We start from the raw sequence: 16,823 nt of genomic DNA, 5'->3' as shown, positions 1-16,823 counted from the left end.
GAAGTGCCGAGCGTGGGGGCGCAAGTGAGCAATCCGTCGAGCGTCCTGGAGGCGGACGGCATGCCGGGCTGGTTCGGCAAGCTGCCGGGCATCGGCGACTTCGCGTACCGGCGGCTGCCCGAAGTCTTCCGCGCCGCCTGGGACCGCTGGCTGCAGGCCGGCATGGCCCGGCTGCGCGCGCGCCATGCGGACTGGACCGAGCGCTACCTGAAAGCGCCGCTGTGGTTCTTCGTGCTCGGCGACGGCGTGATCGGCCACCAGTCCTGGCTCGGCGTGCTGATGCCTTCGGTCGATGCGGTCGGGCGCTACTTTCCGTTGACCGTCGCCGACGAGCTCGTGTGGGCGCCCACCGAGCTGCACGGCCAGGTGCTGGCGCGCGCGCAGCAATGGTGGGCACTGGCCGCACAGGCCGCCTTCGACGGCCTCGAACAGGACCTCGATGCGGTGCGCTTCGAGGCCCGGCTGCTGCAGCTCTTTTCCGGCGAGGCCGTCGCCGGCGGCGGCGACAGCGCGTCCGCGATGGCCTTGCCGGAGTTCGGCCAGTCGCTCTGGTTCACCGATCCGGCCGGCGAGGCCGGCCCGGGCATGGCCACGCACGGCCTGCCGCAGGACGAGCAGTTCGATGCGCTGTTCGGCTTCGCGGCCGGCGCGCCGGCGCAGGGCACGGAGGCGAAGTGAACAACGAGCCACCTGCCTCCACCGCGCCGCCGGGCGACGACCTCGATCCGACGCAGGTCATCACCGGCCGGCCTGCGCCCGCACCGGCCGCGGACGACGGCGCGACCATCATCACCGCGGGCTCGGGCTCGGGCTCGGGCTCGGGCTCGGGCTCGGGCTCGGGCTCGCCCGCCGCGGCGCGCGACATCCCGACCGTCGCCGCGGCCTCGCGCAACGAGACGCCGTCCCATGCCGAGGCCGGCCTGTTGCCGGTCGGCAGCCGGCTGGCCGAATTCGAGGTCACGCGCATCGTCGGGCAGGGCGGCTTCGGCGTCGTCTACGAGGCCTGGGACCCGACCCTGGAGCGCGTGGTCGCGATCAAGGAATACCTGCCGACCTCGCTGTCGACGCGGCAGCTCGACGGCACCGTGATGCCGCTGTCGGAACGCCATCGCGAAACCTTCGAGCTCGGCATGCGCAGCTTCATCAACGAGGCGCGGCTGCTGGCCCAGTTCGACCATCCTTCGCTGCTGAAGGTCTACCGCTTCTGGCAGGAGCGCGGCACCACCTACATGGTGATGCCCTTCTACCGCGGCGACACGCTGCGCCAGGCGCTCGCCGGCATGCCGGGCGGCGTCGACGAGGGCTGGCTGCTGCGCATCATGGACGGCGTGACGCAGGCGCTGTCGGTGATGCACGCCGCGCACTGCTACCACCGCGACATCGCGCCCGACAACATCATCCTGCTCGAAGGCTCGGGCCGGCCGGTGGTGCTGGACTTCGGCGCCGCGCGCCGCGTGATCACCGACAAGACGCAGGCCATCACCGTCATCCTCAAGCCCGGCTATGCGCCGATCGAGCAGTACGCCGAGATGCCCGACATGTCGCAGGGCGCGTGGACCGACGTCTATGCGCTGGCCGCGGTGATGCACGTCGCGGTCTGCGGCCGAGCGCCGCCGCCCTCGGTCGCGCGCCTCCTGTCCGACAGCTACGTGCCGCTGGCCGGCAACGAGCTGCTGCGCCAGCGCTACGGCGCCGGGCTGCTGGCGGCCATCGATGCCGGCCTCGGCGTGCGGCCCGAATCGCGGCCGCAGTCGATGGCCGAACTGCGCGAGGCGCTCGGCCTCGATGGCGGCGCGACGGTGATCCGGCCGCCGGCCGTGCCGGCCGCGTACCGGGTGGCGCCGCCGGCACCCGCGGCGCCGGTGGCTTCGGGTGCGGGCGCTGCGTCGCCGCCGGCCGCGGCGCCCTCGCGCAAGGGCGCCGTCGTCGCGGCCGCGGGCCTGGTCGCGGTGCTGGCCGCCGCGGGCGGATGGTGGTTCCTGCAGGGCCGGTCCGCCGACACGCAGCCGGCGGTGGCGGCCGCGCCGCCGGCGCCGGTCGAGGTCGCTCAGGCACCCGCGCCTGCGCCCGTGCCGCCGCCACCACCGGCGCCGCCACCGACGCCGCGCACGCCGGCCGAGTCGCTGCAGTCGCTGGCCGAAGGCGCTGCGCCCGGCTTCGTCGTCAGCGCCAGCACGCGCAAGCCCGAGGTGCTGGTCGGCAAGGACAAGCTCTCGTTCGAGGTGCGCAGCCAGCGCGAGGGCTTCGTCTACGTCTTCCTGCTGTCCAGTGCCAACGAGATGTTCCTGCTGTTCCCGAATTTGCTTGATAAGTACAACAAGATCGGCGCCGGTGCCACGCTGTCGCTGCCGCGCGCCTCGTGGCCGATGGATGCGGGCGGGCCGAAGGGCGTCGACCGTTTCGCGGTGCTGGTGAGCGAGCACGAGCGCGACTTCAGCGCCGCCGGCGTGCAGAACGACGGCGTGTTCCCGCAGTTCCCGCTGCCCGTGCTGGCCGCGCTCGAAGCCTCGCGCGGCAGCGGTCCGCCGCCCTTGCTCGGCAAACCGGTGTGCGCCCCGGGCGCGCCCTGCAACGACGTCTATGGCGTCGGGACTTTCCAAATCACCGAGAAGTAATCGTCTGCAGGGCAGCGGCCTCACGGGCCTTTCTTCCCTTCCGACCAGGAGACCTTCATGAAGCCACTGTCGCCGATCCTCCCTTCGCCTGCACGGCGCTGGGCCGCCGCGGCCCTTGCGGCCTCGCTCGCCGGCTGCGGCGTGATGCCGGCGTCGAACACGGCATCGACGACTGCGGCGCCCGCGCCCGCGCCGGCACCGCAGCGGCCCGTGGTCATCGCGGCGCCCGAGCCCGAGACGCCGTCGCAACGGCCGAGCACGCTGGGCGCCAGCGTGGCCGGGCAGGCGCGCACCTTCTCGACCCAGCTGGCGACCTACACCTCGGTGCCCTTCGACACCGTGCCCGGCTGGCGCGGCGACGATTTCTCCGAAAGCTGGCCGGCCTTCCTCGGCAGCTGCAAGGTGCTGACCGGGCGCGGCACCGAATGGAAGGAGGTCTGCGCGCGCGCCGCGCAGGTGGACGGCAGGAACAACCCCGCGATCCGCAACTTCTTCGAGCGCGAGTTCTCGGCCTACCAGATCCGCGACGACGACCGCCGGCCCGACGGCGTGGTCACCGGCTACTTCGAACCCGAGATCGCGGGCAGCCGCCAGTACGCCGCGCCCTTCATCTATCCGGTCTACGGCCAGCCCGAGGACATGGTGTTCGCCGATGCGCGCAAGCTGCCGCCGGGCAGCGGCACCGTGGCCGCGCGCATCGTGGGGCGCAACGTGGTCGTCCAGAGCGGGCTGAGCACGCGCGACATGGGCGCGCCGGGCCTCTATGCGCTCGATCTCTCGACCATCACGCGCGACACGCTCGACCGCAAGGTGCGATTGCGCGCCGACGGCCGGCGGCTGCTGCCCTACTACACGCGCGAGGAGATCGAGACCAAGGGCGCGCCGAACGCCAAGGTGCTGGCCTTCGTGAGCAGCGCGACCGCGCTGTACGAGATGCAGATCCAGGGCTCGGGCCGCATCCGCCTCGCCAACGGCGAGATCATCCGCGTCGCCTATGCGGAGCAGAACGGACAGCCCTTCCGGCCGACGCTGGCGCAGTCCTCGTCGGGCAAGGCGCGCTCGCCGGTGAAGACGCGCGGCGGCGCGATCGAGCTGGAGCTCGACGACGGCGACGACGAGGTCAACGACAGCAGCGTGATCCGCACGCGCGGCTTCACGCTGGCGGTTCCGGTGGCCAGCGGCGCGGTGATGGTGCCGGGGCGCCGCGTGACGGGACCGGTGATCGGCTCGGGCATCAAGGATCCGAGCTACGTGTTCTTCAAGGAATCGGCGGACACGGCGGCCGGCGGGCCGGTCGGCGCGTTCGGGGTGCCGCTGTCGGCGGGACGCTCGATCGCGGTCGATCCGCGCAGCACGCCGCTGGGTTATCCGGTGTTCGTCTCGACGCGTGCGCCGGGCAGCGGTGCGCCGATGCAGCGGCTGACGATCGCGCAGGACACGGGCGGCGCGATCCGCGGCGCGGTGCGCGCCGACTATTTCTTCGGCAACGGCCAGCAGGCCGCGACGCAGGCGCGGCGCATGAAGGAACGCGGACAGCTGTGGATCCTGCTGCCGCGCGGGCTGGCGGTGGCGGCGGCGGCGAGCTCGTCGATCCGCACGCGGGGTGGGGCGGTGGGGGCGGACTTGCCGCAGTGCCTCGTCCCTGAAGAGGGTTCCTGTGTCGACGATTGATTGCCCGTCTGTCTTGCCCCCTCTCCCTCTGGGAGAGGGCGGGGGTGAGGGCGCCGGGCCTTTGCTTTGCGCGTTGCATTTGATCAAAGGCCGGAGCCGGGAATTCGCCCCGGCAGGCGACTCACTTTCTTTTGCTTCGCCAAAAGAAAGTAAGCAAAGAAAAGGCGACCCCACTGTGCGCGTCCCTCCGCTTCGCTGCGGGCAACCTGCGGTGCTCGCCTTTCGCGGGGTCTCGCTCAAACTCGCTTCGCTCAGACAGTCGCGAGCCCTGATCCGCGAAAGGCTGCGCTCCTCGGCGCGCACAGAGGGGATGAGGGTCAACGCGCCATGGCGCGTATGTGTGTTTCTCGGACCTTCGCTTCGCTCGGCCGGGGAACAGCCGACGGCGGGCAACAGCCTCCGGCCACATCCGCTGAACCCATCCACGCAGTCGTCGCACCGCACCGCCCCACACAAGGACGCGCCAAGGCGCGTTGACCCCAATCCCCCCTGTGCGCACCGAGGAGCGCAGCTTCAGGCGGATCAGGGCCGCGCGTGTCTGAGCGAAGCGAGTTTGCGCGGACCCCGCCTGAAGCGAGCACCGCAGGTTGCCCGCAGCGAAGCGGAGGGACGCGCACAGTGGGGTCGCCTTTTCTTTGCTTACTTTCTTTTGGCGAAGCAAAAGAAAGTGAGTCGCCCGCCGGGGCGAATTCCCGGCTCCGGCCTCACATCAAAAGCAACGCCAATTCAAAGGCCCGGAAGCCCTCACCCTGACCCTCTCCCAGAGGGAGAGGGAACAAGAGGCCTGCGCGCGTAGGCCCGTTCCTCCCCATGCAGGAAGTCTTCTCCTCCGAACAAAGCGTCGAGCTCGTCCGCCTCTGGCGGCATCGCCAGCGCTTGTCCTCCGAGGAGATGGGATCGATGTACCGCATCGTCGGTGGCGCGCTCCGGACCTGCAACCCACCCGAGCTGCAGGCGCTCGGCGAAGGGCGGCAGGAGCTCGTGGCGCAGTTCATCTACGTCAAGGTGCTGCGCCTCGATGCCGATCCCGACGAGGCCGACGATGCGGCGCGGCGCGAGGCCAGCGGGCACAGCGCGCCGACGAATGCCTTCGCGCTGTGCGCGTACTTCCGCCGCTACCTGATCGACTGCACGCGCGCCAGCGCCTTTCGCCGCAAGCTGTCGATCGGCGACCAGATCAGCGAAAGCCAGTTCGAGGCGCAGGTCGGCGCCGCGGACAGCGCGGACGACGAGCTCGCGGAACACGGCCTCAGCGCGGGCGCGGTGCATGCGGCCGCGCGCGCCTTCATCGCCACCTTGCCCGAGCCCGAGCGCATCCTGCTGTGCGAGGGCTTCGGCCGCGAAGCCGAGGGCGGCCTGGCGGGCATCGCCTCGCGCCATCTGATCGCGTCCTACCACTACCGCGCCGGCCGGCTCGGCCTCGTGCACAAGCGCGAAGGCCTGCCGGCCGACTATGCGCGCACCACGCTCGGCCGGTGGATCACGCAGACGCTGGGCATCGCGATCGATGCCGACAACATGGGCGCGATCCTGCAGGTTTTCAAAATCCTCGGCGCTGAAGCGTCTTGTGCCTGAAGCCCTCACTCCTTCAGGACACTGCATGACCCCCGAGCTCTGGCCACCGCTGAACCTCATTCGCGGCATGTTCGCGCGCGACGCCGCGGACGACGGCGCGCCAGGCCATGGCGACACCTGCGTGGCATGGCGGCCGTCGCGCGCTGCCGCCGCGCCGCGGCCGAACCTCGAGGCGCTGTTGCTGCTGCCGCTGACCGAGCTGGCGCGCCGCCGCGAGGCCGTGGCGCGGCGCGCCTTCGCGGCGCACTGGGCGCCGGGCCGGCTGGTCGGCGTGATGCACGAAGGCCGCCTGTTCGGCGTGCTGCTGGACCGCCGCGTGCAGGGCGCCTTCTGGCGCGGCTGGATGGCCGCCGGCGAAGCCGATTGGGCGGGCGCCTTCGACGTGCTGCTCGAGCCCGGCGACGAACCCTTCGAACCGATGTTCGGCATGGTCCAGGCCTGGAACGTGCTCACCCTCGAGGAGGCGCCGCCGCCGCGCGCGCGCGTGCTGGGCGAGCTCTCGGCCACCCGGCTCGCGGCCGTTCGCGCGGTGCACGACGAATGGGCGGCGCAGCAGGCGCCGGCCATCGCGCCCGAGCCCGGCCGCATCGCGCTGCGCAACGCGGGCGGCGCCTTTTCCGTGCTGTCGGGCACGCCGCTGGGCGAGGCCGATCCGCGCACCGACTACCAGGACCTGTACCGCGAAGCCGCCGCCCGGCTGGCCGTGCCGGCACCCGTCGATCCGGCGCCGCGCAGCCAGGCCGTCGTGCCGCCGCGCCACGAAGGCTGGTGGACGCGCACGCGGCGCTGGTTCGCCGCCGATGCGCTGGTGCGGCCGGCGCTCGCGGTCCTCGCACTGGTGGTCGTGGTGCAGAACGCCGCGCTGCTGCGCGCGCCGGATGCGGGCGATGCCGACGATGTGCAGTTCCGCTCGGTGCCGACCGATCCCGCCGAGCCGCTGTCGGCAGACCTCGTCGTGCGATGGAAGAAGGGCATCGGCCTCGACGAGGCCAACGCACTGCTGGCCGCGACGGGCGCCGTCGTGGTCGGCGGTCCGGACGCGCAGGGCCGTTGGCGCGTGCACCTGGTGGACGTCGCGCAAGGCCAGGCGCTGCTGGCGGCCTCGCCGCTGGTCGAATCGGTGGGGGCGCCCTGAGCGGCGCATGGCCATGTCGCGCACCCTGCGTCTCGTGTTGTTGCTGCTCATGGCGGGCGCGGCGGCGAGCGCGGGCGCGGTCCAGCGCGCGCTGCTGGTCGGTGTGTCCGAGCTGGTGAACCAGCCGCCCGCACTGTGGCTGCAGGCGCCGCGCAACGACGTGCTGCTGATGCGCCAGGCGCTGCTCCGGCGCGGCTTCGCGGCGGCCGACATCACGGTGCTGGCGGACGGCGTCGACGGCGCGCAGCTGCCCGACGCGCAGCGCATCCACGACGCGCTGGCGCGGCTCGTGGCCCAGTCGCGCCGCGGCGATTTCGTGCTGCTGTATTTCTCGGGCCACGGCACGCGGCTGCGCAACGTCGTCAAGACCTACCAGGAGCCCGACGGCCTGGCCGAGAACTTCCTGGCGCGCGATGTGCGCGGCACGATCGGCACCGATGCCGTGCTGTCGGGCGGCGTGCGCGATGTCGATTTCGATGCCTGGATCGGTGCCTTGCTGGCGCGCGACGTGTTCGTCTGGTCGGTGTTCGACACCTGCTCGGCGACTTCGATGACGCGCGGCCTGCGCGATGCGCTGCCGGTCGCCGAAGGGCCGCCGGACGACGAGGTGCGCTTTCGCGGCATCCGCGTCGACCAGCTGGCGCGCGGCGCGGCCGCGGCGCCCGCACCGGCCGCGCCGAGCGGCGAGACCGGCATGCCGCGTGCGCGCTATGTCGCCTTCTTCGCCTCCGAGAGCCACCAGGTCACGCCCGAACTGAAGCTGCCGCGCAAGGACCGCACGGCGCGCCCGCAGGGCCTCCTGACCTGGGCCGTGGCCGAGGCGCTGCAGCGCCAGCCGGCCACCTGGCGCGAGCTCTTCAACGACGTGCTCGCGCTCTACCCGCCGGTGATCGAGGAACTCGCGGCGCGCTTCCCGACGCGCGAGCTGCCCTCGCCGGTGGCCGAAGGCAATCTCGATCTCGCGCTGTTCGCCAACAGCCTGGCGCCGCTGTCGACGCGGCCCGTGTGGCCGGCGCAGCGCGCGGGCGACCGCCTGGCGATCGATGCCGGCCAGCTCGACGGGCTCGAGGCCGGCCAGGCGGTGCGCGTGCTCGCGACCCGCGACGACGGCACCGTGCGCAGCGCCGACGCGCGGCTGGCGCAGGTCGAGGCCGGGCGCACGCAGCTCGATGTGCCGGCCGACCTCGCGGCGCTGCCGGGCAGCGTCGACTGGAGCCTGACGCCACAGGACGAGCCGGCCTCCGTGATGCTGCGCGTCGCCGCCGCGCGCGGCCTGCCCGAGGGATTGGCGCTGCGCTACCCGAGCGCGATCCGCCGCGTGCGCGAAGGCGAAGGCGAAGGCGAGCCCGACGTGCGCTGGACCGAACTCGCCGGCGGCGGCCATCGCCTCGACGTCGTCTCGCCCGGGCTGGCCGCGCTGCTCGGCCCGCAGGCGCGCGGCGGCGCGCCGATCGCCGACCTGCCCGGGCTGCGCCGGCGGCTCGAAGCGCTGGCGCAGCTCAAGTGGCTGCTGCGGCTGAATGCGCTCGCGCAGGGCGGCCAGCTCGATGGCTTCGAAGCCGTGCTCGAAGTCTGGAACGGCCCGCGCCTCGCGCGCAGCGGCGCGGCGCAGTCGGCCGAGCCCATCGCCGCGCCCGCGGCCGGCGAGCGCATGGCGCTCCATGTGCGCAACACCAGCGGCCGTTCGCTCGACCTGGTGATCGTCGGCATCGATGCCGAGGGCGGCCTGCATCCGGTGTTCCCGCGCGACGACGGCGAGACCAATCGCTTCGAGCGCGGCGCGCCGGACGCGCCCGCTGCCAAACGCTTCGAGCTGCCCTGGCTCGGCGCCGGCGGCAGCCGCCTGCTCGTGCTGGCCGCGCCCGCCGCGCCGTGGAGCGCACCGCGTCTGTTCGGCGTCGGCCCCACCGAGGCGATGCCCGACCTGCGCGTGCGCGGCCTGCCGCGGCCCGAGCGGCAGCGCCAGGTCTATGCCGCGATGCCCGGATGGCCGGCCGACGCACCGCTTTCGAAATGATCTTTTTCTTCAGGAGACGCACATGAGCTGGACCCTCGATGGAACCCTGGACCCCGACGAGGCGCTGCGCCTGCTGGACCACATGTCGGGTGAATCCGGCAACGACTTCGTGATGCTGATCGAGAACAAGGGCGCGGTCGTCGAAGGCGAGTCCGAGCGCGCCTACGAGGACGGCAAGCAGCGCATGGACATCGCCGGCTACACCTACCTCGCCGAGGTCGTCACGCCGCCCGGCGCCAGCAAGGGCAAGGTGCGCAACAAGTCGCTGATCGTGATCCGCGACTGCGACGCGGCCACGGCCTCGATCGCGAGCCTGATGAAGAACCAGGACAGCGACATCAAGGTGCAGCTGTCGGTCTTCAAGGCCGGCGGCGACACCGCCAAGGACATGCAGCCGACGCTCGAATTCGTGCTCGAGGGCGCGCGTGTCGATTCGCACGCGATCCTCACCGGCGGCAAGCCGAAGCGGGCGTGCGAGATCGTGTGCTTCGCGTACCGGAAGATCGAGATTCGATCGGCACCTCAAAAAATTACGGGCCAACGCGGTGCAGTCCGCAGTTGTGTCTTCGGGTGAACCACCAAGAGAGGCCGTCATGACACTTTCCGCCGAACTCCTTCAAGCCGCCGATCCCACGGGTGCGCTCAGGGCCCTCAGCGACGAGGTGCGCGCCAAGCCCGGCGACAGCAAGCTGCGCGTCTTCATGGCACAGCTCCTGTGCGTGCTCGGGCAATGGGAGCGCGCGCTCAACCAGCTCAACGTCGCGGCCGAGCTCGATGCGCTCGCGGTGCCGATGAAGCAGGTCTATGGCGAGGCGATCCGTTGCGAAGGATTGCGCGCCGACGTGTTCGCCGGCACGCGCACGCCGATGGTGTTCGGCCAGCCCGACGAGTGGCTGGCGCTCCTGATCGAATCGCTGCTGCGCCAGGGCCGCGGCGAGGCCGCGATGGCCGAAGACCTGCGCCAGCGCGCCTTCGATGCCGCGCCGGGCAGCGCGGGCACGCTCGACGGCCAGCCCTTCGAATGGCTGGCCGATGCCGACATGCGCCTCGGCCCGGTGCTCGAAGCCTTCGTGAACGGGCGCTACTACTGGGTGCCGTTCGCGCGCCTGGCGCACATCAAGTTCGACCCGCCCGAGGATCTGCGCGACGCCGTGTGGCTGCCCGCGCACCTGCAGTTCGAGAACGGCGGCGAGACGCTGGCGCTGGTGCCGGCGCGCTACGAAGGCACCGAGAAGAGCGGCGACGGCGCGCTGCAGCTCGCGCGCAAGACCGAGTGGCGCGAGCTGCGCCCCGAGGTCTGGGCCGGCCTCGGCCAGCGCATGTGGAGCAGCGATGCCGGCGAGCACGCGCTGCTGGATGTGCGCGAGATCCTCTTCGATGCCGCTGCCGCATCGCCCGCGGAAGGCCGCGATGGCTGAGCTCACCGCGCAGGAGCGCCTGCAGCCTTCGCTGCTCGATCGCCTGGTCGACAACGCGCCGGGCGAGAAGCGCGAGAGCGACGACAAGCGCACGCTGACGCGGCAGGCGCTGCGCCAGGCCGTGCTGCGCGACCTGTCGTGGCTCTTCAACGCGACGGGCTACGGCCTGGCCTTCGACGACAAGCGCTATCCGAATGCGGCGCGCTCGGTGCTCAACTACGGATTGCCTATGCTGTCCGGCCAGTTCACGTCCTCCGTGCAGCGTGTCAGCATGGAACAGGCTTTGAAGAACGCGATCCTGCAGTTCGAGCCCCGCATCCTGCCTCGCACACTCGAAGTTGAACTCGTCATGGAAGGCTCGGCACTTGATTCCCACAACCGCATCGGCCTGCAGATCCGCGGCATGCTCTGGGCGCAGCCCGTGCCGCTCGAATTCCTGATGCGCAGCCGGATCGACCTCGAAGAGGGCCGCATCGAGATCCAGGACATGGCCTTGCCACAGCGATAGGGGCGTTCGATGGACCCGCGCCTGTTGACCCTGTACGAACAGGAGCTGCGTTACTTTCGCGAAAGCGCGTCGGAGTTCGCGCGTGCGTTTCCGAAGATCGCCAACCGCCTCGGCATCGAGGGCCAGGAAGTCGCCGATCCCTATGTCGAACGGCTGATCGAGGCCACCGCCTTCCTGTCGGCGCGCGTCGGCCTCAAGCTCGATGCCGAGTACCCGCGCTTCACCGGCCACTTGCTGGACATCGTCTATCCGCACTTCATGGCGCCGACGCCGTCGATGATCGTGGTGTCGATGGCGACCGACCCCGACGACGCGAGCCTTGCGAGCGGGCCGATGCTGCCGCGCGGCAGCGGCCTGCGCGCGCGGCAGGCGGTGGGGCAGAACACGCACTGCGAATTCCGCACCGCGCGCGCGCTGCGCGTCTGGCCGATCGAGGTGCAGCGCGCGCAGTACTTCACCTATGCGCCCGACCTGCCGCTCAACCAGCATCCGCAGTCGCGCGAGATCCGCGGCGGCCTGCGCATCGCGCTGCGTGCCACGGCGGCGCTGCGCTTCGACCAGATCCCGCTCGATGAACTGCTGATCCATTTCGGCGGCGCCGAGGACGTGGCCTGGCAGCTGCACGAATGCATGCTCGGCAAGCCGCTGGGCGTGCTGGTGCAGCCGCTGGGCGCCAACGGCGCGGCCAGCGGCGCGGCCGGCAGCGCGGTGCGCAGCCTGCCGGGCAGCGTGGTCGAGCCGGTCGGCTTCGACGACGACGAGGCGCTGCTGCCGGCGACGGCCACCGGCTTCTCGGGCCATCGGCTGGTGCAGGAGTACTTCGCGTTTCCGCAGCGCTTCCAGTTCGCGCGCATCACCGGCCTCGCGCGCGTGCTCGCGACGATGGCGGCGAGCGACATCGAGATCGTCGTGCTCTTCTCGCGCGGCGACGCGGCGCTCGAAAAGCTGGTGAGCGCCGACAACATCCAGCTGAACTGCGTGCCCGCGGTCAATCTCTTCAGCAAGCGGCTCGACCGCGTGGCGGTGACCGAGGGCGTGAGCCAGTTCCATTTGCTGGCCGACCGCACGCGGCCGCAGGACTTCGAAGTGCACACCGTGACCGAGGTGGTGGGCCACGGCAGCCCCGGTGCCGAGGCCGCGTCCGAGCAGGTCTTCCTGCCTTTCTATGCCGCCTTCCATGGCAGCCGCCACAGCCACCCGGCCTACTTCACCACCACGCGCGAGCCGCGCATGCTGTCGGTGCGCCAGCGCACCGAAGGCCATCGCAGCAGCCACATCGGCTCCGAGCTCTATTTGCAGATCGTCGATCCGCAGCAGGCGCCCTATGCGAGCGCGATGCGGCAGCTGGCGGTCACGGCACTGGTCACCAACCGCGACCTGCCCTTGCTGATGCCGCTCGGGCGCGAGAACGACTTCGATTGCATCGATGCGTTTCCGGTGCAGCGCGTGCGCATGGTGCGCGGTCCGTCGCGGCCGGTGTCGCCGGTGGTGAGCCAGGGACTGGGCTGGCGCGTGATCGACCATCTCGCGCTCAACTATCTTTCTCTCGCCGACAGCACGCCGCAGCAGGGCGCGGCCGCGCTGCGCGAGATGCTGATGCTCTACGCCGTGCATGCCGACGAGGTGCGCCAGGGCCAGGTGCGCGGGCTGTTGTCGGTGCGCGCGAAGCCGGTCGCGCGCCGCTTGCCGCTGGCCGGGCCGATCGCGTTCGGGCGCGGGCTGGAGGTCACGCTCGAAGTGGACCGCGGCGCCTTCCATGGGCACAGCGCCTTCCTGTTCGGCGCGGTGCTGGCGCGCTACCTCGCGCGGCATGTCGAGGTCAATCACTTCGTCGAGACCGTGCTCACGATCTCCGGCCGCGGCGAGACCATGCGATGGAGGCCGCTGTGCGGGACACGCCAGATCCTGTAGCGCCACCATCGACCGCGCGGCCCGAGAGTGTCGGCGAACGGCTGCTCGCGTGGTCGGCCGATCCGTGGGCGTATGACTACTTCGCCGTCATGCGCCGGCTCGAGTCGCTCGCGGCCGCTTCGCCGCGCTGGGGCCATGCGCTGCTGCCGAGCGCGGAGCCGGTGCGCGTCGGGCAGGAGCCTTCGCTGTCCTTCGCGCCCGCGAGCTTCAGCCGCTTCGAGCCCGCGACCGCCGATTCGCCGCCGCGCCTGCGCCAGCAGTTCTTCGGCTACCTCGGGCCGAACGGGCCGCTGCCGGTGCACCTGAGCGACTTCATCCGCGAACGCACCCTCAATCACGGCGACCCAACCTGGCTCGCCTTTCTCGACACCTTCTCGCACCGCTTCGCGCTCTACTTCTATCGCGCGTGGGCGCAATCGCGGCCCGCGGTCGGACTCGACCGGCCGGGCGAGGACGGCTTTCGGCGCCATGTCGGCGCCCTGGTCGGCATCGGCACCGAAGCGCGCCAGCAGCGCGACGAGATCCATGACGATGCGCGCCTGCATTTCTCGGGCTGGCTCGCGCGCCGCGTGCACAACGCCGAGGGTGTCGAAGCCGTGCTATGCAGCTACTTCGGCGTGCCGGTGCGGCTCGAGCCCTGGGTCGGCCACTGGATGCCGTTGCCCGCCGAAGAGCTCACGCGCCTCGGCCGTGGCGAGGCCTCGCGCACAATGGGACTGGGCGCGATGCTGGGCCGGCGCGCCTGGGACCGCCAGCACCGCGTGCGGCTGCACCTCGGGCCGCTCTCGCTCGAACGCTATCGCGAGTTCCTGCCGATCGGCGCCGCACGCCCCGCGCTGCAACGCTGGATGCAGCAGCTGCTGGGCGACGAACTCTACTGGGATGCCGAGCTGATGCTGGAGAAGGCCGAGGTGCCGCCCACGCGCCTCGGCCGCCAGCGCGGCGGCAACGCACCGCGGCTCGGCTGGATCTCGTGGCTCGGCGAACGGCCACGGGCCGGCGACGCAGCCGACGTCCGCATCGACGGCGATGCGCGCCTTGTGCGCGCTGTCGCACTTTCATCCACGGACGCTCGTTCGTCTTGACACCACACGGAGACTTCCCATGAGTGAAATCAGCCGCACCGCCCTGTTCGGCAAACTCAATGCGCTGGCCTACAAGGCCATCGAGGGCGCGACCGTGTTCTGCAAGATGCGCGGCAATCCGTACGTCGAGCTCGAACACTGGGTCGCGCAACTGCTGCAGGCGCAGGACTCCGACCTGCACCGCGTGATCCAGCACTACCAGCTCGACATCTCGGTCGTTGCCAAGGACATGACGGCCGCACTCGACCGCCTGCCGCGCGGCGCCACCGCGATCAGCGACTTCTCGCCGCACATCGAGAACGCGATCGAGCGCGGCTGGACCTATGCCACGCTGCAGTTCGGCGAGGCCCAGGTGCGCACCGGCTACCTGCTGGTCGGCATGCTCAAGACGCCGAGCCTGCGCAATCCGCTCTTCGGCCTCTCGAAGCAGTTCGAGAAGGTCAAGGTCGAGGATCTGGCCGACAACTTCGCCAAGATCTGCGACGCCTCGCCCGAATCGAAGATGCGCGCGCAGGACGGCACCGGCCTGGGGCAAGGCACACCGGGCGAGGACACGGGCGCGATGGCGCCGGCCGCGATGGGCAAGGGCGATGCGTTGAAGAAGTTCGCGGTCGACCTCACGGAGAAGGCGAAGAAGGGCGAGATGGACCCGGTCACCGGTCGCGACGAAGAGATTCGCCAGATCGTCGACATCCTGATGCGGCGCCGCCAGAACAACCCGCTGCTGACCGGCGAGGCCGGCGTCGGCAAGACCGCGGTGGTGGAAGGCTTCGCGCAGCGCCTGGCGCGCGGCGACGTGCCGCCGCAGTTGAAGGACGTGAAGCTGCTCACGCTCGACATCGGTTTGCTGCAGGCCGGCGCCAGCATGAAGGGCGAGTTCGAGCAGCGGCTGCGGCAGGTGATCGACGAGGTGCAGTCGTCGCCGACGCCGATCATCCTGTTCATCGACGAGATCCACACCCTGGTCGGCGCCGGCGGCGCGGCCGGCACCGGCGATGCGGCCAACCTTCTGAAGCCCGCGCTCGCGCGCGGCAACCTGCGCACCATCGGCGCCACCACCTGGGCCGAGTACAAGAAATACATCGAGAAGGATCCGGCGCTGACGCGGCGCTTCCAGGTCGTGCAGGTGCCCGAGCCCGACGAGACCAAGGCGATCCTGATGCTGCGCGGCGTGGCCAGCGTGCTCGAGAAGCACCACCGCGTGCAGCTGATGGACGAGGCGATCGAGGCCGCGGTCAAGCTGTCGCACCGCTATATTCCCGCGCGCCAGCTGCCCGACAAGGCGGTGAGTCTGCTCGACACCGCGTGCGCGCGCGTCGCGGTCTCGCAGCATGCGACGCCGCCCGAGGTGGAGGACTGCATGCGGCGCATCGAGGCGCTGACGGTCGAGGAGGAAATCATCGGGCGCGAGGAGACGATCGGCATCGACGTCACCAAGCGTGCTGCGCAGGTGCAGGCGCTGCTGGCCGAATCGAAGGCGCAGCTCGAAGTGCTCGATGCACGGTGGAAAGAGGAGAAGGGCCTCGTCGATCGCTTGCTCGAACTGCGCGCGCAACTGCGCAAAGGCAACCAGCCGGTGGATTCAACCCCTCCCCCTCCGGGGGAGGGCCGGGGTGGGGGCAGCGGCGCATCCATGGCAACGGACGTCGATCCTGCGGCCGCCGTGCCCCCACCCCAACCCTCCCCCCAAGGGGGAGGGAGCGCAGACCGCGCCGCGCTGCTCGAAGAGCTCCATGCGCTGCAGACCCAGATCAGCACCGTGCAAGGCGAGTCACCGCTGATCCTGCCCTCCGTCGATGCGCAGGCCGTGGCCTCGGTGGTCGCCGATTGGACCGGCATCCCGGTCGGCCGCATGGTCAAGAACGAGGTCGAGGCCGTGCTCAAGCTCGCCGACACGCTGAACCAGCGCGTGATCGGCCAGAAGCACGGGCTGGAGATGATCGCGCGCCGCATCCAGACCTCGCGCGCGCGTCTCGACAACCCGAGCAAGCCGATCGGCGTCTTCATGCTGTGCGGCACCTCGGGCGTCGGCAAGACCGAGACCGCGCTCGCGCTGGCCGAGGCGCTGTACGGCGGCGAGCAGAACATCATCACCATCAACATGAGCGAGTTCCAGGAGGCGCACACCGTCTCCACGCTCAAGGGCGCGCCGCCCGGCTATGTGGGCTACGGCGAGGGCGGCATCCTGACCGAGGCGGTGCGGCGCCGGCCCTATTCGGTGGTGCTGCTCGACGAGGTCGAGAAGGCGCATCCGGACGTGCACGAGATCTTCTTCCAGGTCTTCGACAAGGGCTGGATGGAAGACGGCGAGGGCCGCATGATCGATTTCAAGAACACGATCATCCTGTTGACCACCAACGCCGGCAGCGAGCTCGTGATGAGCATGTGCCGCGACCCCGAGCTGCTGCCCGAGCCGAACGCGCTGGCCGATGCGCTGAAGGCGCCGCTGATGAAGGTATTCCCGCCGGCGCTGCTGGGCCGCATCGTCACCATCCCGTACTACCCGCTGTCGCCCGACATGATGAAGAAGATCGTCCGGCTGCAGCTGGGCCGCATCAAGAAGCGCGTCGAGACCAACCACGGCGTGCCCTTCGAGTACAGCGAGGCGGTGGTCGAGCAAGTCGTCGCGCGTTGCCAGGACCCCGAATCCGGCGGCCGCGTGATCGACGCCATCCTGACCAACACCGTGCTGCCTACGATCTCGGTCGAGTACTTGCAACGGCTGGCTGCGGGTGCGGAGATTCGGCGTGTGGCGCTCGATGTCAAGGAGAGTGAGTTCACGTATGCCTTCGATTGAGGTCTCACGTCGCTTGTCTCGCGCTGATTTGCTGCGCGGGGTGTGGTTGCCCCATCGATGGGCCGCCCGGCACCGTCCACAGGGCGGACCA

Annotated in this window: 12 protein-coding genes; all 12 read left to right on the top strand. The window is 70.8% G+C overall.

Going from position 1 to position 16,823, the window contains the following annotated elements:
* Positions 1 to 3 precede the first annotated feature (3 nt).
* The gene (gene tagF / locus WDLP6_RS24855; RefSeq protein WP_232077301.1) at positions 4 to 678 is read left to right on the top strand and encodes a type VI secretion system-associated protein TagF; all 675 of its coding nucleotides are present in this window, start codon (positions 4 to 6) and stop codon (positions 676 to 678) included.
* Positions 675 to 2,615, top strand: coding sequence for a serine/threonine-protein kinase (locus WDLP6_RS24850; protein WP_162594505.1), 1,941 nt, complete (start codon positions 675 to 677; stop codon positions 2,613 to 2,615). The genes tagF and WDLP6_RS24850 overlap by 4 nt, the downstream gene beginning before the upstream one ends.
* Positions 2,616 to 2,672: 57 nt before the next feature.
* Positions 2,673 to 4,286, top strand: a complete 1,614-nt coding sequence (mltA, locus tag WDLP6_RS24845) for a murein transglycosylase A (RefSeq protein WP_162594504.1) — start codon at positions 2,673 to 2,675, stop codon at positions 4,284 to 4,286.
* A gap of 810 nt (positions 4,287 to 5,096) precedes the next feature.
* Entirely contained in the window at positions 5,097 to 5,861 is a 765-nt protein-coding gene (locus WDLP6_RS24840) for a hypothetical protein (RefSeq protein WP_162594503.1), read from the top strand.
* Positions 5,862 to 5,886: 25 nt separating this feature from the next.
* Positions 5,887 to 6,996, top strand: a complete 1,110-nt coding sequence (locus WDLP6_RS24835) for a hypothetical protein (RefSeq protein ID WP_162594502.1) — start codon at positions 5,887 to 5,889, stop codon at positions 6,994 to 6,996.
* A 13-nt stretch (positions 6,997 to 7,009) separates the two neighbouring features.
* Entirely contained in the window at positions 7,010 to 9,013 is a 2,004-nt protein-coding gene (locus tag WDLP6_RS24830) for a caspase family protein (RefSeq protein WP_162594501.1), read from the top strand.
* 22 nt (positions 9,014 to 9,035) lie between these two features.
* Positions 9,036 to 9,587 (top strand): type VI secretion system tube protein Hcp, encoded by a 552-nt coding sequence (locus WDLP6_RS24825; protein WP_162594500.1) that lies wholly within the window; start codon positions 9,036 to 9,038, stop codon positions 9,585 to 9,587.
* Positions 9,588 to 9,606: 19 nt separating this feature from the next.
* Complete coding sequence (locus tag WDLP6_RS24820) at positions 9,607 to 10,431, top strand: type VI secretion system accessory protein TagJ (protein ID WP_162594499.1); 825 nt, start codon at positions 9,607 to 9,609, stop codon at positions 10,429 to 10,431.
* Positions 10,424 to 10,939 (top strand): type VI secretion system baseplate subunit TssE, encoded by a 516-nt coding sequence (gene tssE, locus WDLP6_RS24815; RefSeq protein WP_162569804.1) that lies wholly within the window; start codon positions 10,424 to 10,426, stop codon positions 10,937 to 10,939. The genes WDLP6_RS24820 and tssE overlap by 8 nt, the downstream gene beginning before the upstream one ends.
* A 24-nt stretch (positions 10,940 to 10,963) precedes the next feature.
* Positions 10,964 to 12,850, top strand: a complete 1,887-nt coding sequence (gene tssF, locus WDLP6_RS24810; RefSeq protein WP_232077299.1) for a type VI secretion system baseplate subunit TssF — start codon at positions 10,964 to 10,966, stop codon at positions 12,848 to 12,850.
* Positions 12,826 to 13,935, top strand: coding sequence for a type VI secretion system baseplate subunit TssG (gene tssG, locus WDLP6_RS24805; protein ID WP_232077297.1), 1,110 nt, complete (start codon positions 12,826 to 12,828; stop codon positions 13,933 to 13,935). The genes tssF and tssG overlap by 25 nt, the downstream gene beginning before the upstream one ends.
* A gap of 19 nt (positions 13,936 to 13,954) precedes the next feature.
* Complete coding sequence (gene tssH, locus WDLP6_RS24800) at positions 13,955 to 16,732, top strand: type VI secretion system ATPase TssH (protein ID WP_162594496.1); 2,778 nt, start codon at positions 13,955 to 13,957, stop codon at positions 16,730 to 16,732.
* The last annotated feature ends 91 nt before the right edge of the window (positions 16,733 to 16,823 follow it).

It is taken from the genome of Variovorax sp. PBL-E5, assembly GCF_901827185.1.
Taxonomy (GTDB): Bacteria; Pseudomonadota; Gammaproteobacteria; order Burkholderiales; family Burkholderiaceae_C; genus Variovorax.
This window is presented reverse-complemented; position numbering and strand designations above follow the sequence as displayed.